This is a genomic window from Flavobacterium sp. HBTb2-11-1, from assembly GCF_009826975.1.
Lineage (GTDB): Bacteria > Bacteroidota > Bacteroidia > Flavobacteriales > Flavobacteriaceae > Flavobacterium.
In genome coordinates this window covers 456,813-477,590 of sequence record NZ_WUMO01000002.1, presented here as the reverse complement: position 1 = coordinate 477,590, position 20,778 = coordinate 456,813, and the positions used below count along the sequence as shown (strand labels likewise).

Sequence of the window (20,778 nt, the reverse complement as noted above, 5' to 3'; positions counted from 1 at the left end):
ATGCAGCTGAGTATACATCATATAAGTTTTCCTATTGAAGATCCTTTGTTAAAGTATCTTATCGAAATTATCATCATTTTATGCATTCCGCTTTTATTGAATAAAATTAAAGTGCCGCATCTGTTGGGACTTATTATCGCCGGTGCGCTAATAGGTCCAAATGGTTTTGGAGTGCTCTCTAGAGATAGCAGTGTAGTAGTTACTGGAACTACGGGTCTTTTGTACATTATGTTTTTAGCGGGTCTGGAAATCGATATGGTCGATTTTAAAAAGAACAAATGGAAGAGTATTATTTTTTCTATTTTCACTTTTGCTGTTCCGTTTATTTTAGGACTTGTTGGTGGTTACTATATACTGGGATTTTCATTGCTTACCTCAATTCTTTTTGCCAGTCTTTTTTCGTCACATACTTTAATCGTTTACCCGATGGTAAGCGGATTAGGAATTGCCAAAAATCTTGCAGTTAATATAACAGTGGGAGGAACGATGATTACCGATGTGCTTTCGCTTCTCGTTTTGGCCGCTGTAGTCGGAATGTCACAGGGAGAAGTCGGAACAGCTTTCTGGATGAAGTTATCAGTTTCGATGGTCATTTTTACATTAATTGTACTGCTTGTTTTTCCAATAATTGCCCGCTGGTTTTTTAAAAATGTGGAGGATAAAATTTCTCAATATCTTTTTGTACTCGTCATGATTTATTTGGCGGCACTTTTAGCTGAATTGGCAGGTATCGAATCTATTATTGGAGCTTTTTTTGCTGGATTGGCTTTAAACAAGTTAATTCCGCATACTTCATCGTTGATGAATAGGGTGGAGTTTGTCGGAAATGCCATTTTTATTCCTTTCTTTTTAATAAGTGTCGGAATGCTGATTGATTTTAGTGCTTTTATACAAAGTTGGGAGACATTGTGGGTAGCATCAATTATGCTTATTGCTTCTATTGGAGGAAAATACGTCGCTGCTATGCTGACGAAAAAGACATTTAAACTCACTAACGATGAAGGTCAGCTGATTTTTGGACTGAGTTCTGCATCTGCGGCAGCTACGCTGGCTTCTGTAATGGTGGGATATAATATAATTATTGGAGAAAATGATGCGGGAGAACCTATAAGACTTTTAAATGAACATGTGCTGAATGGCAGTATTCTTCTTATTCTCGTTTCTTGTACCGTATCATCTTTTGTGTCGATGGCAAGTGCACAGCGTATAGCGCAGGCAGATAAGGACAATACTGTATCGGGTAAGAACGAAGAGAAAGAAAATATACTTTTGGCAGTAAACCATGAGGCTACTGTTGAAAAAATGGTCAATCTTGGACTGATGGTAAAGTCCTCTGCAAATAAACAGCTGTATGCTGTAAATGTAATTAACGAAGATGCCAATGAATCTTCTGAAAAAAATGCCGAACGGATTTTAGAAAATGCTATTAAAGCCGCTTCTGCTGCCGATGTTGAATTGCACCCAATTACACGTCACGACAATGATATAGCAAGCGGAATAAGTAATGTGATAAAAGAAAAAGAAATTACAGACCTTATTGTAGGGCTTGAAGGCGGAAAAGGTTTTTCGGCTTCATTTGTGTATAATTTGTATAACGGTTATCTTCGAAATAAAAGCATCAATTTGATGGTATATCACGCCGTACAGCCTGCCGCCACGATTAAAAGATATTTGGTTTTTATACCAGCAGATGCCGAACTGGATGCTGGTTTTTTTCATTCGATGTTAAGAATCTGGAATATAGGCCGTAATTCTGGAGCAAAAATGAGTTTTTATGGAAAAGAGAAAACACTGGATATTCTGAAAAGAATTGCAAAAAAAGCCTCTATAGAAGCCACATTTGATGTTTTCTCAAATTGGGAAAATGCAGAACAGACAGCACTTTCCATTGAAGAAAACGAGGGTCTAGTGATTATGATGGGAGACCGAGGAATGCATTCGTATTTTCCCAGAATGAGAGATATTCCAGATCTTTTGAATCACAGGTTTAATAACAATAATTATATGCTTATTTATCCTTTTTCTAAAATTGCTTCAAACAATACAGAAAAAAGATCTGTAAGCAGTCATGATGATTTTGCAGAAATAGGAAAAGCAATTCGAAATATTTTTAAATAATGATTGATTAAAATTTATAAACCAGTTATAATAAACTCACTTCTACGATTCATCTGATGCTGATCTTCAGAACAGTTCACACCATCAGAGCAGTTGTTTACCAATTGCGTTTCGCCATATCCTTTTGCTGTTAAACGATTCTCGGCGACTCCGTTTTTGATTAGCCAGTTTAAAGTGGCTTTTGCTCTCTGGCCAGATAATCTCAGATTATATTGATGTGAGGCTCTACTGTCGGTATGAGAACGGATGTCGAGTTTCATATTTGGATGCTGATTTAGAACATCTAATATTTTTTCTAAATCTATGGCGGCTTCGGTGCGGATATTATATTTATCCAAATCAAAATAGATCATTTTTATGCCAAAACATTTCCCTAAATCATCTCCAACTGTAACCTTACAGATTGATTTGTCAAGCGCGATGGGAAGATTGGTTTTTCCGGATACTTTTCCAATAGTTACTAATTCTTCCTTAGTATCATATTCCACTTTTTGAGCCCGTACCATATAAGTTTTTCCGCACTCTACTGCAAACGTATATTCTCCGCTATTATTGGAAATGCTCGATTTTATAATTTTTTGATTTTCATACAAAGTAAGTTCCGTTCCCGGAAGCACCACACCGCTTTGCGAATCTGTTATTACACCATTTAATTCCTGCAGACATTTCAATTGACGTGTTTCTGTAAATTTATAAATATCATCAGAACCCTGTCCGCCGTCTTTATTGGAACTGAAGTAGCCTTGTCTGGAAAGCGGATCAATGATATAGGCAAAATCATCTTTTGGTGAATTGATATCGCTTCCAAGATTCTGGATGTTGCTAATGGTGCCGTTATTTTCAATTTGTCCGACAAAAACATCCAAACCGCCAAGTCCAGGATGGCCATCTGAGGCAAAGTAAATTTCATTTTCGCTGGTTACGTATGGGAAGGTTTCCTTACCTTCAGTATTGATTGAAGAACCAAGATTCTCAGGACTTCCAAAGCTGCCGTTGACTTTAACGCTTACTTTGTAAATATCAGATTGTCCCATTGTGCCTGGCATGTCTGATGCAAAATATAAAGTTTTCTCGTCAGGGCTTAATGCAGGATGAGCAGTGGTGTAATTGTCACTGGTAAAGGGAAGGGCGATAATGTTGCTGAATTTTTCATTTTCAAAGTCAGCTTTGTAAATTTTTACGAGTGTAATTTCATTGTCATCTTTTCCTTTTTTGCCATCGATAAAATTATTTCGGGTAAAATATGCCGTTTTTCCGTTTTTAGTAAATATAATGGTCGATTCGTGGAAACGGCTGTTCAGCAATGACTTGATTTTATTTACTTTTGATGGAGTTCCTGTTGCCGCATCAATACTGGCATTATAAATATTGGTAAAATATTCGCCTGTCCATTTGTGTTTTCTCTTGCTGAAATTTCCTGTATCCCTTGCAGATGCGAAATAAATTTTATTATTATAAACAAAACTTCCATAATCAGAATACTTTGAATTAATTCCGGCATCTTCAATTTTATATCGTCCAGAATTGGCTTTGATCTGCTCAAGATAATTCGTGTTTTTAGCATATAGTTTTGCTCTGGAATCGTTCTTATATTTAGTGCTGAATTCATTTAAGATTGCGCTTGCTTTATCAGTCTGGCCAGTTGATTTTAAAGATTGGGCGTATCTATAATAGTACTCGGCTTCGGGAGTTGGATTTAGAGCAAAAAGTTCGCCGTACCATTTGGCGGCTGCTTCGAAATCTGAATTAAAGTAATAAGAGTTGCCAAGTTTTTTGAAAAGATCTTCAGACTTGTATCCTTTATCAGCGATTCTTTCATATGTTTTTATAGCATCTATATAAGCATAGCTATCGTATTTTTTGTCACCCGATTTTACTTTTGATTCTTGCGAATAGCCATAAAAAACGCTTAAGGTTATTAAGTATATAAGTTTATAATTTTTCATAATATTCTTTTTTAGAAGAAACGGGGAGTTGTCATTTTTCCATTATTTTTGAAGAATTCATAACGTAGAAATATCTCATGCGATCCTGAATTATAATTATTCAGTTTTGTCGTTTCGCGGTCGTACCCATAACCCAGATACAATCCGTCAGTTATCTGAAATCCTACCATTGCGCTTAACGATGCGCTCCATCTGTAGGCGACTCCCAGGACAAATCTGTCAACAAACATAAAGTTGGCAGAAATATCGACCTGAAGCGGTGCCCCTTCAACCATTTTAGCCAATACAGCGGGTTTAAATTTATAATACTGATACTTATCAAGATTAAAAACATAACCTCCCATTAAATAGTAGTTGATTTTATCCTTATAAATTGCCACATCATTATCATCATATCTATTGGTTTCGATGAAGTTTGGAACCGAAAATCCAATATAAGCCTTGTCTGAATGCCAGTAAATACCAGCTCCAACGTTAGGAGAAAATTTATTGTCTAAATCCTGAAACTGTGGATCTCCCTGATCTGCTGGATTCAGCTTGTTGACATCGAGGTTAAAGATATTGGCTGTTCCCTTAATACCAAAAGAAAGCTTAAAATCGGGTGAAGTCTGTATGGTATAAGATACATCTGCCGATATATTATTTTCATTTGTAGGGCCTATTTTATCATTTACTAATGAAAGTCCGAGACCAACTCTGCTGTTATTTATTGGCGTGTTGATGGAAAAACTGCTTGTCTCTGGCGCTCCATCCAGACCTACCCATTGCGTCCTGTATAGCCCAAAAAGGCTCAAAGCACCTCGTGATCCTGCATAAGCCGGATTTATAACGATAGTATTATACATGTACTGCGTATACTGCGCATCCTGCTGTGCATAACCAGTAAAGGATATTAATATAAAAGCGAAATAGAATAATTTTATTTTCATAGCAGCATATTTACGATTACTATTTTTTTTCAGTGTGTGATATTAAGTATCATATAGCCATTAAGTTTTTTTTGACTAACCTTAATTATCATTCGTAATATATAAGTAACCAGTTTTTTCAATTAGTGTATTGTTTTTGTTGTATTTTAAAACATAAAAATACGTTCCCGCTGGAAGTCCTTCACCTCTTTTTACTGTGCTTCGCCCATCAGAATATCCTTTAAACATTACGTCACTTTCGTTGTAAGATGAGGCATCAAATACTTTTACTCCCCAACGATTGTATATTTCTACTCGGTTATCTGGATATTTATCAATTCCTTTAATATAGAAACTGTCATTAATTCCGTCGCCATTAGGAGATACAGCATTATAAATAATTAGATCTGAATCAGGATTGATTGTTTTTTTTACGATAGCGATTGTAAAAAGCCCATATCCATCAACTTGTGTTGCAATTAGTTTAGAATAGTTAGCTCCTGTTAAAAGATCAGTTGTTGCTCCGCCTTCGTTTACCCATTTTTTGACACTATCATCCCAACGGACTATTGCTAGTTGTGTATCTGGATTTTCTTCAAAAAAAGAAGCAGGAGTTGTATTTTTGTCTAGAGTAAGGCTTAATACAATATTCTCTGAACCTTGATCTTGGGTTAAGTTCCAATATTCGGCTTCATCAATAGATATAATCGTTTCATCTTTGCTCGTATAAGGATGCTGATTCCCTGCATTTTGAAAAAAGTATTGGGTGGTATAAATATTGTTTATATTCGCTCCCTTATCGTGATAGGAGGGTCTAAAGTAATATTGGTCTCCAACTGGGAATTCAAAATCTAGATTTCCTATATTTTCTACTTTCCCATCAACAAAACTCAAATTGCTGGCATCAGTATGGAAAGCATTTTGACCAAAAATCATTCTCCCGTTATAACTGTCGCCATCAACTATTCCCTTTTTAAATTCGACATTTTTGCCCACTTCAATAGCAGTTTTGAGATGAAAAGGAACTAAGTCTGATGTATTTTCAAAAACTATATTTTGAAAATGCGCAATTTCGGTACCTGAAATAAACTGTTGCTGCGTACCTATGAAAAAAGTTTTTCCATTACTGAGATTACTATAAGTAACTAATCCATCATTGTTAAAATTTGCATAAGCAATAAAATTACCGTCAATTAATAAGTTACCACTTGGCTTGTTATCAAAATCAAATAAAGTTGAGAGCTGCGTATTTGGAGCAACTGCCAAATCTCCAATATTAACAGTCTGTGCGACAGTTTTTCCCATAAATAGGGCTAAAATGCTTGTTTTTATATAATTTTTTATCATGATCCAGCATTTAGATATATAGATATTTTAGATTTTTTGTTGAGACAAAAGAGATCTAGATTCCATTTACTTTAAGGAATAATATAATTGGCGTTAATATTATCTTGCACATATTTAATGGCCCAGGCCATTGTATTTGCATAGAAGATACTATTATATACAGTGACTCCTGAATCATATGCTTTGGATAACGGAAGTCCTGTAGAAGTCATTTTTGCAGGATAAATAGTTGTAGAAGTATTTGTTGCATCGCCGGCTGTCCATCCTGAATCTCCTGCAAACATATATCCTAAAGTATTGTGTTTAAACGAAAAAATTCTAGTTGCATTTCCATTTTGGGTAGACAGAGGTGTAACATTAGTAGGCAATCCTGTTGCATAATAAGAGTTATTCACGTCACTCCCTAGATTTAATCCTTTAAGATCACCGAAAGGCCCTTCAACAAGTGGATCAAATACATTTAAAACTGGATTTGTATAGGTAGTTCCTGTGGAACTAATAGTTGCAGTAGATGAATCACAAATAGTATTAATTAGATTTGCAGTACCTCCTGTGTCGCTTTCTTGAGTATGTAACAATACTCCTTTCTTATTTTTAACAAAATCGTTTAGAACTGTAATTGTCGCTGCATCAGGAACATAATTATATCCAATTACTACAATATCAATTTTATTTGTATTAATTAAATTTTTAAGCGAGTTACCATAATTATAAGCTCCGTTAATTATTGTAAAGCCTTGGATTGGTACAGTTCCTAAAGGTCCAAAATTTGTACTTGAGACTAAAATCGCTCTAGCAGAGTTTGCAGTTCCTGATGAGCCTGGCTGATAAACTCCCCCTCCAAGCCCTAAAACGAACATAGTTCGATAAGTAAATGTAATGCTTTTATTACAAGAGATACCTGCATTGGTACTATTGGCTGTTATTCCATACGAAAAAGTTCCTCCCGAAGTTGGTGTTCCCGTTGCCGTCATTATTACGTTTTGAGAACCAACTGAACTAAATGTCCCAGACGCCGAAAAACTGATTCCGTTTACTATATTTGTTGTAATGGTATAAGCGCCTATATAGGTTACATTTACAGGAACTGTCATGGTATTTGTTGCTGTCATTGCGACACCAGGCGCATAACTACCAGAAGTTGTAATTCCGGCACAATTTGTAGTATACGTTACAGGTTGTGCACCAATCGTTACATTTAATGTGCATGTTGCCGAGGCTCCTGGAGTTCCTGAAACCGTTAAAGCAGTAGTTCCCGGAGCTGTTGGTGTTCCAGAGCCTGTTAATGTAATATTTTGTGCTCCTAGAGTAGATAAATTTATTAATCCCGATGTAAAGGTTATTCCGTTAGCGGTTGTGGTAGTAATCGTGGTCTGTCCAGTTGCTGTTACATTTATAGGTAATGTTATAGTATTTAGTGCCGTCAAAGGAACATCTTGAAGATAGGTTCCGTTTTGTGTTGCTGTGCCACAATCAATTGTATACGCTACCGCTTGTACTGTAACTGGAATACCTGTACATGAGGCTGTTGCCTGTGTAGTTGCGTTAGAGACAAGATTAAAATTATTTGTCCCTGATGCATCTGGAGTACCTGTTCCTAAAAGCTCAACGGTTTGGTTTGGCGTTAAAGACGTAAATGTTCCTGTACCGCTAAAAGAGTATCCATTTACTGTATTTGTATTCATACTCCAAAAACCTAATACCGTAGGGTTTACGCTTACAGTAATTTTATTTGCAGGTGTTAAAGGAATTCCAATATAATAATTCCCCAACGGATTTATAACGCCACAATTGATTACATAATCAACATCTGCAGGCGCCACAGGAATATGTGGGATACAACTACTAGCTTTTCCATTTAATGTAATAGTTACAGGATCGCCTGGATCTCCAACTGCAGTTCCATTATTTGGAGTTCCCGTAGCAGGCAGATTCAAAGTGTAAGTTCCAGCAGTTGGAAAAGTTCCGTTTGTGCCAAAATAATATCCATTAGTTGTAGTTGCCGAAACACTATAGACACCTGGTTGTGTTACGGTAACTGGAACTGTAAGATAATTTGAGGCAATAAGGATCTGGCCACTTCTATAAGAGCCAAAAGCTTGTACTTCGCCACATTGTGCTGTGGAAATTTCAAAGACTGCGGGAGGCAGAGTACCACAGATACTTAGCCATATATTTTGAATCGTACTCCAATAATCAAAACATCCTGTTGTTATATTATAAATTAATAATCCATCTGTTAGATTAGCAGTTGGTATTGCGTCTCTTTGGGCAGTGGTTAATCTTGAAGTTAGCATCCCTTTATTGTTGCTTTCCAGTTCGAAAATTGCACCTGGCTTTGCTTTTTCTGGACTGGTACTTACAGTTCCATCTTTTATTTTAGTACTGTTTACCTGAGCCGTAAGACAAACAAGATTAAACAAAGTAAAGCATACTGCAAATATATTTTTCTTGGTTTTATATAATGTTATTTTCATAATCTTAGTATTTAAGTATGTATGGTATTTGTTGCCATTTATTATTTAGAATTTCTAAAACTTAAGAAATGGCATTAATTATTCTTTTCAGCTATTAGCTTTTCCAGTTTTTCAAGACGTAAATTCATTGCTTTTGAAGCTTCTTTCAATTCTTTAATTTCTTTGTCTTTTGCTTCAATTGCTTTATTCTGCTCTATAATGTGCAGATAGACTTCTTCTGTTTTTTCTAATAGCTGAATTGATAATTCAGACATATTAAATGCGTATCCTTCTTTTGTTTTTTCAAGCTTGTTTATAGGAGTAATTCCTGGAAGGTGATTGTATTTTTTAATGTAATCTTCAATTTCTGGCAGACGTTTAAATTTATAATCAGCTTTGATTTCAGATTTTCCTTTGAAATAATCCTCAAAAACATAATCGGCATAATAGGTGTTTACTGTGGAGATCGCACCGTTAACTCTTAATTTCTCATTTGGTGCACCAGATGCGGTCGTATATCCAATACCTACCCATCCATTGGTATAAATATCTTCAGTATTTAGTGTGGCTCCAATATGGGTGGTGGTACTGTACCAAGGTTCTTTTACTGCAGCCCCTAAATCCAGTTGTGTTAACACTTTATTTTCATCTGTGTAATCTAGTGTTCCAGTTGCAGCATTTACTTGTAAAGAAGTTAGTGTCTCTGATTCACCAATTAAATCAACCATTTTAAATTCTGTAGCATTTCCATGTTCATCACTATAAATCAAAGAATGATTTGCTCCATCGTATACTAAAGAGGTTAAAGTTTCAACTCCTTTTACCAAAACAGATAAATCAATAGGGTTTGGTGTATTTGTTTCGTCTGTGTAGGTCAAAGTATGTAAATCAAACACCTGACCAAACTGATCTGTTATTTGTGTTACCACATCTTTTAAAGAAGTAATAGTTTCTTTAGCCTCAATTGGAGTTCCGCCAGCTTCATTAGTATAAGTTGCAATAGTATTTCCTGTAGTCACAACAGGCGTTAAAGTTGTTAAAGTCTCGGCCGCCTTTATTGCTGGACTCAAGTCCAGAGCGGTGCTTGCAACTCCATTTACTGCTGTGTTTAATGTCGCGCCTGTAAGAGATGTTGTATTGCTGTTTATAATATTTACTGCAGTTCCTGTTACTCCATTTACAGTTGTGGTTAGGGTATTTAGTGAGGAGCCGTTTGATACTGTTGTAGCAGGAATTAAAGCACTAGGTGCTATTGTTCTAAAAACGCCAGAAGCATCTGCAACAACAACGTTATCTGTTCCTGATACACTGACTTGCAAACCTTCTGCACGAATAGGATCGACTCCTGTTACAGGCTTAATGTGAATCGTATTTGTAGGTGCATCAGTACCAATACCGACATTTACGGCATCAGCATCTATTCCGCCTAGGACCAAACTGTTATCAGTGGCAACTTTTGAATTATTACCAATTGCTGTAGCATTGTTTACAATTGCTCCACCACTTGGGTTGGCATTGTTTCCAATAAAGGTATTTCCAGAGCCTGAAGCGTTTAAAGATCCTGCCTCAGATCCCGCAGCAGTATTGTTGCTTCCTGTAGCATTTACGGTAAGCGAGTTGTATCCTACTGCTGTATTATTATTTCCTGTCGTATTTTCAAGAAGTGCCGAAGTACCAAATGCCGCATTAAATTGTCCAGTTGGATTATTATTAAAAGCATTTACACCAAACGAAGTATTATTAATTTCAAGTTTTCCTGATACTATAAAATTTCTTCTAAAAACTAAATCTACGTCATCTCGTGTTCCTAAAAAATGAAATTGTGCTATAGTTCCAAAATTACCGTTAATGTTCCAGTTATTAAAATTTAATTCTTCAGCCTTAATGGTTCTTAGAAATCCTCCACCTGGATCTGTAACCAAAATTTCATCCATTGGAGTTCCATGCATTAAACCTGTTATAGATAAAGTATTTGCAAAATCTGTGGCTATTGTGGTTGGAGCAATAAGAGTTCCTCCCAATTGTACATTACCATTTGCAGCTGTTAATCCATTATCTGCCGATATTAGAATAGGAACAGGAGGAGCTGTGGCAACTCCGTTTACTGTTGAGATTAAATTGCCATTTACTGCTGTCAAAGTATTGGTTGTTGCTGCTGTTATAGCTGGAGTTAAATCTACTGCGGTACTAGGAACTCCATTGACAGTACTAGTCAGATTTGTTCCTGCTAATGAAACTTCATTGCTGTTAATAATAGGGGCGCCTGCACTGGTAATACCATTTACAGTTACAGTCGAAGTATTTATTGAAGAAGCATTGGAAACACCGCTAACAGCGTCTGAGGTCGCTGATATTCCATTAACAGTCGAGGTCAGAGTATTGCCAGAAAGGTTTAAAGCGTTGGTCGTGCCTGCTGCGATGGCAGGAGTCAGATCAACCGCGGTGCTGGCAACGCCATTCACTGTTGTTGTTAAATTTGTTCCATTTAATGAAACATCATTAGTATTGATGATTGGTACTGAAGTTCCTGTAACACCATTTACAGTTGTATTTAAGCTATTTGCAGAACTTGTATTCGAAACAGTTGTTGCCGCAGTAAGTGCAGTAGGAGTCAGTAAAGCACCGCCATCGGGTCCTACAGTGATTAAGTTGGCAGGATCTGCGCTAATAACGTTTGCCCCAGAAGCAAAGCCTTCTTCATTGATAAAAGAAATAATCCCTGTTACTGGATCTTGAATTTGTTTTGTAACAGATTGTTGAATTTCAACAGGAATTCCACCAGCCTCATTAGTATAAGTTGCAATAATGTTTCCTGAATTGACTATTGGAGTTATAGTAGTTATTGTTTCACCTGCTTTAATTGCTGGAGCTAAGTCTAGCGCAGAACTGGCGACTCCATTGACTGTCGTAGTCAAACTGGTTCCTGCTAATGATGCTTGATTGCTATTGATAATAGGAGCGCCTGCACTGGTAATGCCATTTACCGTTACCGTCGAAGTATTTATTGCCGAAGCATTGGAAACACCGCTAACGGCGTCTGAGGTTGCTGTTGCTCCATTTACAGTAGAAGTTAAAGTATTGCCTGCTAGGCTTAAAGAATTTGTGGTTGCTGCTGTAATAATTTGTGTTAAATCTAATGGTGCACTTGCAACACCATTTATCGTCGTAATCAAATTTCCACCATTTAATGATGTTTCGTTAGTGTTAATAATTGGAACGGCAGTTCCAGTTACGCCGTTTACGGTTGTTGTCAAATTATTTACTGCAGATGTGTTGGATACTGTAGTTGCGTTTGTAATAGCAGTTGGAGTTAGTAAACTTCCACCATCTGTACCAACGGTTAAAATATTGCCAGCATCAGTGCTTGTGACTTGTGCAGTTGCAGCTACTCCAGCTTCATTAGTATAAGTAATTACTCCCGTTGTGAGATTTTGACTTTGAATAGTTACTGTTTCAGAATCTCCAACTAAATCTACTAAATTAATTACGGTAGGAGTTCCGCTTTCACCATTATACGTTAAAGTTTTAGCTGCCTGATCATAAACTAAGGTCGTTTGGGTTTCTGCATCGCCAACCAGATCAAGCAAGTTAATTACATTTGGCACTGATTTTTCATCTGTATAAGTTAAAGTGTTTGCAGCTCCATTATACACTAGACTTGTTAGTGTTTCATTATTTTTAATAATAGTTGTGATGTCTGTAATAAAAGCCGGATTATTTAAAATTACTGACGAATTATTTATTACATCACTCACAACATCAATTTTGGTTGTTGTGGCATTTTCGCTTGTATAAGTATATTGCCCGTTATTAGAAGGATCTTTTTCTAGTGTAGTAATTGTTTCATTTGCTTTTACAATAGTACCGATATCTACTATTTGGGTATTTCCAGAAGCATCTATATAAGTAAACTGATTTGTAGTCGAGTTAAAAGATACATTACCGTCAGTTTTATTTACTATATCTTGAATAATAGTAGTTACTGAAGGAGTATTTGCAATAGTGCTGAAATTAGATATGACATCTCCTACCACATCAATATTTACCGCTGTTCCAGCTTCATTAGTGTAAGTGTAAGACCCTCCGCCATTATCCACAAGAGATGTAATGGTTTCATTAGCTTTTACAATAGTACTAATGTCTACTATTTGAGTGTTTCCAGAAGCATCTACATAAGTAAACTGATTTGTAGTAGAATCAAAAAACACATTGCCTTCCGTTTTACTTACAATATCCTCAATAATATTGGTTACTGAAGGGTTATTTGCAATAATGCTAAAATTAGATGTTACATCTCCAACCACATTAATATTAACTGCCGTTCCAGCTTCATTAGTGTAAGTGTATGAACCTCCACCGTTATTGACAAGGGATGTAATGGTTTCATTAGCTTTTACAATAGTGCTTATGTCTATAATTTGTGGATTTCCAGAAGCGTCTATGTAAGTAAACTGCTGATTGTTTGGGTTGTAAATAACAGTTCCTGGATTTGCTGTTACTTCATTTGATATTACAATTCTATTCCATTTGTTATCATACCAGTAGTAATACCCTGGTTTAATGTCCGAAATAGTAGAAGTGTTAAATACCAATAGACTGTTAACGTTGCCATTTGTTATTGTAGTGGTATCAGTTGATCCTGTTAAACTAATTTTAGGAATTAATATACCTTTATTAGTAGCAACGACTTCTAATTGAGAAGAAGCGTTAGGCATCGGTGTTCCAATACCCACCTGAGCATGAATTGAACTCAGAAAACAAAAAATAAATGTTGTAAGGAGTAATGTTTTTTTCATTTTTAAATATTTTAAATTGTGCAATAGCTCCGCTTAAAGCAGATTTTTCTAAATTCAGGGAATATAAAATGATGCAGTATAAAAAATCAACCAAGAGAAGGCGGATAGAAGTGTGAAAGAATCTTACGAAAGGTTTGATAAAGGTAGGAAATTTACATATGTGTAAATGTTAAATAAAAATAGGATTATATTTATGTTTTTTGTGAAGACGCCTGTTTTTTATTGGCTTTCAATTACAGTAATCGCATCAATAGACTGCTTTTGCGACAAAGTTTTGGAATTTGGAAAATCCTAAAAATATGGTTGCAAATTATAATTTGAAACACGTTTTGGTTTTTTGCAACAATAAAAATAGTAAGAAAAGAATGTTATTTTTAGATTTTTAGTTGGTTTTGTCGATAAAAAAATACTTTTAAACGTTGATTTTAGTTTTACTAAATGTTTGAATACATGTTCGATAAGAGGAAAAAAGAAGAATATTTTGGTTATAGGAGGCTCTATTGAATATTTAAATTAATTGGCAACAAGTTTTTATTTTTCTTATTATATCTTTAATTTTTTTAACAGGATCTCTATGCTATTGAGACAATTGATGAGATTTTAGAAAAGAATTAGTGAACTAAAGATTGCACGAATGGATAGAAAGAAACATTGGGAAAATATATATCAAACAAAAGATCTGACAGAAGTTAGCTGGTATCAGCCAGTTCCTCAGACTTCATTAGATCTATTTAAGCAATATAATATTCCCTTTCAAGCTAAAATTATTGATATTGGAGGCGGTGACAGCTTTTTGGTTGACGAACTTCTGAAATTGGGTTATTCAGACATAACTGTTTTAGATATTTCTAAAGAAGCAATTGCAAAAGCCCAAAACCGTTTAGGAAAAGAAGCTGAAAAAGTAAATTGGATCGTATCTGACATAACAGATTTCAAACCAGTTCATAAATATGATTTTTGGCACGATCGCGCTGCATTTCATTTTTTAACAGAAGAAAAAGATATTCTGAAATATCTCCAGATTGCCAGTGAAGGAATAAACAAAAATGGAATTTTGACAATTGGTACTTTTTCTGAAACAGGACCAACAAAATGCAGCGGAATCGAAATCAGACAATATTCTGAGAAATCTTTGGCAGAACGGTTTAAATCAAACTTTCAATTGGTGCATTCTTTTACAATTGATCATAAAACTCCTTTTGAAACTATTCAGAACTTTATATTTGGCGTTTTTAGAAAATAATATATTACTTTTAGCTGATTACGAATTGATTAATGTACCAAAAATATGAATTCTGAAAACCAAAAAAACGAAATAAGCCGACGCAAGTTTTTACAAAATAGTTCATTAGCGACAGCTGGAATTTACTTAGGTATTTTAGGTATGCCTAAACTGTTCGGAAATGTCTTGATGGATAAAGAGCCTAAAGGCATTCCAGATGTTAAACTGAATAATGGTCTAAAGATGCCTATGCTCGGGTTTGGAACTTATGGGCTGAGTGGTGAGATCTGTCAAAAATCTGTCGTTGAAGCTATATCTGCAGGTTATCGCCTTATTGATACTGCAAAAGTGTATGGAAATGAGATAGAGGTAGGCAAAGCTATAAAACAAAGTGGCATTGACAGAAAGCAGCTTTTTGTTACCTCAAAACTTTGGGTTGATGATGCGGGTTATGAAAATGCAAAAAAGGGTTTTGAAGAAACACTAAGAAAATTGCAGGTGGAATATCTGGATTTATATCTAATACACCGTCCGAGAGGCGATGTAAAAGGATCTTGGAAAGCAATGGAAGAACTCTACAAAGCAGGAAAAATCAGAGCTATTGGCATAAGCAATTTTGATCCTGCACAGTTGGCCGATCTATTGTCTTATGCACAGGTAAAACCAGTTGTGAATCAGATAGAAACTCATGCTTATTTTCAGCAGTCCAATGATTATAAAGTGCTAAAGCAGCATACTATACAGATGCAGGCATGGGCACCTTTTGCAGAAGGGCGCAATGGTCTTTTTACAAATGAAACATTAACTCAAATAGCTAAAAAGCATGGTAAAACTACTGCCCAAGTTAGTCTAAGATGGCATTACCAGCGTGGTATTGTTGCTATTCCGAGATCTTCTCAAAAAGCCCATATTATAGAGAATCTAGATATATTCAATTTCAAGCTTGATGATGCTGATATGAAAGCGATTGAAAAATTGGATTTAAATAGAACTCAATTTCCAGAATGGAGTTAAAGATGCTTTTTAAATCAGCTGCTTGGGAGAAATGCCATATAGTTTTTTAAACGCGTATGAGAAATGAGATAAGTTTTCGAAACCTACTTCAAGATACACATCGATTGGCTTTTTCTTTTTTTCTGCCAATTGATAATAGGCCAATTCCAGTCTTTTATGAGTGAGCCATTTTTGAGGAGTAGTATTAAAGTGCTTTTTAAAGTCTCTATTGAATGTTGACAAACTGCGACCGGTAAGATAGCCTAGTTTTTCCAAAGGCATGTTAAACATAAAATTACGTTCCATAAAACCAATTAGATCGATTTTTCCTGGTTCATCAAAATTAGCGAGTACATTGTCAACATTTTTGTCGATTGCTCTTAAAATGCTTAGAGCTTCGGTTATTTTTAAAGAAGCCAAATCTTCTGAGAAATGGCTTTTCAAATCAAAATAAGGCACAAGTGAAGCCAGACAGCTTTCTAACAAAGGATGATTATTAAAACTATAAATTTTATTTTCAGGTATCGGTTTCTTTACAAGTTCGATATTCTGATAAAATTTTTTTAGCCGTTCAACGGAAAGGTGCATTACAACTGTTTTGTGTGGTTCTCCGTTTGAGGGATAATTGATTATAGTTGCAAGCTGGTTTCTTGGTATTAAAAAGATATCTCCTTTCTTAAAAAGAAAGGAGGCATCATATTGTATAATTTTTGTTTCACCAGAGATAAACCAAATGAGCATATGATCATCAAACATGATATCTGATTTAAAGAATTTGTCCTCATAGCAGGAAAGTTTAATTTCCGGAGTTAAATATCTTGATATGTGATCCATAATTGATTTGATTAATTTATGATTGCAAAGATAGAAAGTATCATTTCTTTTTGTTCAAAACCCATATTAGTTTGCAGAGGCTAAGGACACCCCAGTCATTTGTTCACTTAAATCCCATAATTTTTTAGCATTGGTTTCATCTAAAGAATAGGGTTGGACACCATATATTCCGATGCTTTCTTCTGATGCTAATGGAGCAATATCCGCATCTTCACAATAAACACCTCCAATATGGTCCAGTAAAGGACTTGTGGCGCACCATATAGTTGTGGCTGCGCCTTGCGGTATTGACTTTAATCTGGCAGCAACTTCAGGAAGCATATTGCCCTCTGCATCTAAGAAACCCATTTTTTGAAATAATTCTACTGATGCTTCTCTTCCTAGTTCTGTGCCTCCAATTGAGCCAGGATGAAGCGAGTAAGCTCTTATATGGTAAGCTTTTATACGATTGTCCAGCTCAAGAGAAAATAAGTTGCATGCCGTTTTTGACTGTCCGTACGCTTGTAAAGTTTCATACTCGCGATGAAGAAAATTAGGATCTTCAAAGTTGAAAGGCGACATATGATGTCCAAGTGAAGATACATTAATGACTCTTGCGCCGTTGGCTTTTTTAAGCGCAGAAAAAAGCTTTAGCGTCAAATGAAATTGCCCTAAGTAATTCGTAGCCAATTGCGATTCGATTCCGCGACTGTCTCTGCGTAAAGGAACCCACATAATCCCAGCATTATTTATAAGCAAATGCAAAGCTCTTCCTGACGAGATAAATTTATCTGCAAACGAGGTAATAGAATCAGGATCTATAATATCCATTGCTTCGATTTCTACATTTTTTATGCCTTTCAAGTTATTCTTAGCTTTTTCAATATCCCTTGCAGCTACGATTACTGTCGCGCCCGCATTTGCAAGTGTTTTGGTGGTTTCAAGACCTATGCCTGCATTTCCGCCTGTCACAATTACATTTTTTCCCTCAAGACTAATTCCTTTGATTACATCAATGGTTGTTGACGATGCATTAAATCCTGAATTGAGCGGCTGTTGTAATGCTCCTTGATAATTGTTCTGTATCATTTTTTTAATTATTAAAAGTTATGATGCAAAGTAAGGCACACTTTGGAGGTCTGACTTTGCTTAAAAAGTCAATTTACTTTGTTCAAAATGTCGTTTAAAGCGTGATTAAAAATTTCTGCGCCAAAATGTCAAGTAATTAAAAACGGATTTATAAAAAGTATTTGCGTATATCTAATCGTTTCAAGCGAATTTATATCTGCTTAAATTCTCATTTTCTTTTTTCTAAAATTTGTCTTGAAATATCGTTTTGCTTTGAGATAACAGTAAACCCAGCAAAATATCTAAAACCAAATTAATCAAACAAAAAAAGCATGAGCACATTAATTTTTATTCCAATTGTATTGGTAATTGCAGGCATAGTTTTTATGATTTATGTAAATAAGAAACACAAGACTGCAAAAGGAGAAATTGATTTAAATTTTGAACGAACAAAATATGACCAATACAAACAAGAATTATTGGCTAATGATTTTTCACAATTAAAGCATTGGATGAAAGGTAAAGCTATAGATGCATTTACTTCTGCATCTGTGCCACAATCTACAAGCAGTAAAGTTCAAGAAATTGTTACCGATGGTCTAAAAAATGCTGCATTATCTACCATTGGTGTAAAACTGAGAAGAGTAGAAACAGATTGTTTTTGGGTTTTGAGCGGAAACGATTTGCATTTCTTTACTACCAATACGGTGGGCGAATTAGACGAGCATATTGTTTTTGATAATTTCAGAATTGAAGATGCTAAACTTGAATATGGAGGCGTTTTGAAATCGCAATTGGGCGTTTATTCTAAATCTTCAGAAGAATACTTGCCAAAAACACACGTCATCACTTTTTATATTGACGGAAGTCCGTTGTCGCTTGAAATTCATGATAGGCTAAATTATGTAACTGCTCCCGAAGATATGCTGAACTTGAAAAAACAATTGGAAACTAGAGCCAAATATCAAATAGTTGGCGAAAGATTTCTCGATATTTTACAAAACAAAGTTCCTCATTTAAAAGTAGCATAAAGAGTTATGGGATTCTTTTCAAAAATTTTGAATTCATTTCAAAGCCTTAGATTAAATAATCAAAATGCTGTAAGAGGCTATTTATTAGATCATTTGCTTGTTGGCTCCATGTATGCAGAACAGCAGTCGGCTTACTTGAATTCTTATGAAACAGGTTTGAATAGATCTGATATTGTCACATTGGCTGAAGAGTATTGGGGAATCTATAATAGAGAGCAAGCTATTGAAGTGCTGCAAAATCTGCACGACAGAAACCAAGACGAAAATATGGAAATCGTTTACCGAGCATTTGAGGATAGCGAAAATTATGTGGACATTTTAAAATCTAATCTGCCAAAAGAAGAAGGCTTTTTTGAACATTATATAGATTTATTTAGACAGCTTAATAATACGGTTCCAGAACTAATGGAACAAAACATCATCACGGATTTTTCTCAAATAAAAAAGACAAAAGACAGTGGCTGGAATTACGGAAGAGGTGCTTTCTTAGCGCGTTGCTGTTACGATTTGGGTTATCTTTCAGAAAATGAACTCAAAGAATATTTAGAAAAATGCCACACCGATTTGAAGAAATACTGTACTACTTGGAAAGAATACACCACGAGCTATATTTTTGGAAGAGCCGTTTGGGGCGGTTCAAACAACAGCGGAATGATACAGATTGCAAATGACTTGCTTACTAATGATAATAGTCCGCTTAAGAATAAAACATATCTCTAAAGGATGCCGAATAAAATAGTTCGGGGTTTAAAGAAAAAAGTATTGGTGGGGGCAATACTTTTTACAATTACTTATATGGAGATTTGCTGGTCGATGGGAAATTTTTCTGAAAGAATATCATTGGGTTTTTTAGATTGTTCTTTTGTTGAAAATGTGTATTTAGCGTCTCTACTGACGGCCGTTTTCTTAGCAATAGTGTTTTTGGTATTTTCTTTTATTAAAAAGATCTATTTAAAAAGCGTAATTGAGCTGATAATCTTTATTCCAATTTGGGTTTTATTGAATTACGTCATTTTAGCTGACCGCAAATCTTCATGTAGTATTGGCATTTTTCAAGAAGAATTATTCTATACTATTTTACTTTCTATTGTGCCTGTTTTGGTAATATCGATTGCGATTGTAATATCTGCAATTATATCCCAAGGATAAAAAAAAGCAGTCATAGAAAACTATTATCTAAAAAGCCTCTGCAAAATATTTTTCAACTGCCCGCTATTGCATAATTTTGTAAGATAAGGAAGCCATTAGCTTCTTATTATTTTACTATGAGCAATACATTTTCTGAAAATAGTCAAATAGGAGTGGTGCCAACCTTTTCTGAACTAGTGCATACCGATTTCAAAGGAGAAAGGAATGCGTTATGCTGGAAGAGAAATTTGGATGGCGATTTTAAAGAAATTGTAGCCAAGCTGTCTTTAAAAGAAAATATAACCGAAGTTTCTCCAGAAGATCTGATGGCGCTTCACCTCTCAGAAAAGGGAAATATAGCGAGAGAAACAATCTTAAATGATTTGCAATTATTAGCCGATTTTGGAGCTTCGCCTTCGCTAAATTTACTGAAATGTTACGAACGCGATGATGAATTTGATTTCATTTCGACCGATGTGTATTCGTTTCACGTAGACCGTTCACCCATTGCAACCGACACTTTTTTATGCACCTATCACGGAGCGGCAAGCGATATTGTGGCTAATTCGCAAGTAGAACAAAAAATCTTAATTCCAGAAATTAGAGCAAAACTCAAAGAATTGCATGATGGAACAGAAGAGGAGTTTGAAGACTTTTTAAAAGAAAATTACTTTGATTTGCATTATCAGCTGCATGAAAATGCAAAACCTATTAATTTAGGTTTAGGACATCTTTGGCGCTTGGCTGTAGATCATCCAAAGCAAGAAGTACTGCCTTGTGTGCATAGAGCGCCTGTAGAAAATGATGGAGAATATCGACTGTTGCTGATTTGTTAGACAGTTTTAACGAGAATGCATTTCCAGATATGTCAGTTCAATGTAAATACATGTAAAAATCCTATCAAAATATTCTTAAATGTAATACAAAGAAGATTTTTTGTTCTTCTGAAACA

14 protein-coding genes are annotated in these 20,778 nt (G+C 35.3%); 7 read left to right on the top strand and 7 right to left on the bottom strand.

What is annotated here, in order from left to right:
- Positions 1-2,118, top strand: a complete 2,118-nt coding sequence (locus GR162_RS07015; RefSeq protein ID WP_160781525.1) for a cation:proton antiporter — start codon at positions 1-3, stop codon at positions 2,116-2,118.
- A 14-nt stretch (positions 2,119-2,132) separates the two neighbouring features.
- Here GR162_RS07015 and GR162_RS07010 read toward each other — a convergent pair whose 3' ends face one another.
- From GR162_RS07010 to GR162_RS06990, 5 genes are all read right to left on the bottom strand, one after another.
- Complete coding sequence (locus GR162_RS07010) at positions 2,133-4,064, bottom strand: OmpA family protein (protein WP_160781524.1); 1,932 nt, start codon at positions 4,062-4,064, stop codon at positions 2,133-2,135.
- An 11-nt stretch (positions 4,065-4,075) separates the two neighbouring features.
- Positions 4,076-4,993, bottom strand: coding sequence for a type IX secretion system membrane protein PorP/SprF (locus tag GR162_RS07005; RefSeq protein WP_160781523.1), 918 nt, complete (start codon positions 4,991-4,993; stop codon positions 4,076-4,078).
- An 81-nt stretch (positions 4,994-5,074) separates the two neighbouring features.
- Positions 5,075-6,319, bottom strand: a complete 1,245-nt coding sequence (locus GR162_RS07000; protein ID WP_160781522.1) for a gliding motility-associated C-terminal domain-containing protein — start codon at positions 6,317-6,319, stop codon at positions 5,075-5,077.
- Between the two features lie 71 nt (positions 6,320-6,390).
- The gene (locus GR162_RS06995; RefSeq protein ID WP_160781521.1) at positions 6,391-8,796 is read right to left on the bottom strand and encodes a hypothetical protein; all 2,406 of its coding nucleotides are present in this window, start codon (positions 8,794-8,796) and stop codon (positions 6,391-6,393) included.
- 74 nt (positions 8,797-8,870) lie between these two features.
- Positions 8,871-13,571, bottom strand: a complete 4,701-nt coding sequence (locus GR162_RS06990; RefSeq protein WP_160781520.1) for a hypothetical protein — start codon at positions 13,569-13,571, stop codon at positions 8,871-8,873.
- A 634-nt stretch (positions 13,572-14,205) separates the two neighbouring features.
- Here GR162_RS06990 and GR162_RS06985 point away from each other — a divergent pair.
- Together GR162_RS06985 and GR162_RS06980 are read left to right on the top strand one after the other, a co-directional pair.
- A complete protein-coding gene (locus tag GR162_RS06985; protein ID WP_202393913.1) occupies positions 14,206-14,814 on the top strand; it encodes a trans-aconitate 2-methyltransferase in 609 nt (202 codons plus the stop codon).
- A 45-nt stretch (positions 14,815-14,859) separates the two neighbouring features.
- A complete protein-coding gene (locus GR162_RS06980; RefSeq protein ID WP_237421306.1) occupies positions 14,860-15,807 on the top strand; it encodes an aldo/keto reductase in 948 nt (315 codons plus the stop codon).
- Between the two features lie 9 nt (positions 15,808-15,816).
- Here GR162_RS06980 and GR162_RS06975 read toward each other — a convergent pair whose 3' ends face one another.
- Both GR162_RS06975 and GR162_RS06970 read right to left on the bottom strand, forming a co-directional pair.
- Complete coding sequence (locus GR162_RS06975; protein ID WP_008463560.1) at positions 15,817-16,620, bottom strand: AraC family transcriptional regulator; 804 nt, start codon at positions 16,618-16,620, stop codon at positions 15,817-15,819.
- Between the two features lie 66 nt (positions 16,621-16,686).
- Entirely contained in the window at positions 16,687-17,688 is a 1,002-nt protein-coding gene (locus GR162_RS06970; protein WP_160781519.1) for an SDR family NAD(P)-dependent oxidoreductase, read from the bottom strand.
- 311 nt (positions 17,689-17,999) lie between these two features.
- Between GR162_RS06970 and GR162_RS06965 the strand changes: the two genes are divergently transcribed.
- The 4 genes from GR162_RS06965 (at position 18,000) to GR162_RS06950 (ending at position 20,662) form a co-directional block, all read left to right on the top strand.
- Entirely contained in the window at positions 18,000-18,698 is a 699-nt protein-coding gene (locus GR162_RS06965) for a hypothetical protein (RefSeq protein WP_091132175.1), read from the top strand.
- 27 nt (positions 18,699-18,725) lie between these two features.
- Positions 18,726-19,418 (top strand): DUF1266 domain-containing protein, encoded by a 693-nt coding sequence (locus tag GR162_RS06960; protein WP_237421305.1) that lies wholly within the window; start codon positions 18,726-18,728, stop codon positions 19,416-19,418.
- A gap of 3 nt (positions 19,419-19,421) precedes the next feature.
- A complete protein-coding gene (locus tag GR162_RS06955) occupies positions 19,422-19,847 on the top strand; it encodes a hypothetical protein (protein ID WP_008463566.1) in 426 nt (141 codons plus the stop codon).
- A gap of 116 nt (positions 19,848-19,963) precedes the next feature.
- Entirely contained in the window at positions 19,964-20,662 is a 699-nt protein-coding gene (locus GR162_RS06950) for a DUF1826 domain-containing protein (protein WP_160781517.1), read from the top strand.
- Positions 20,663-20,778 lie beyond the last annotated feature (116 nt).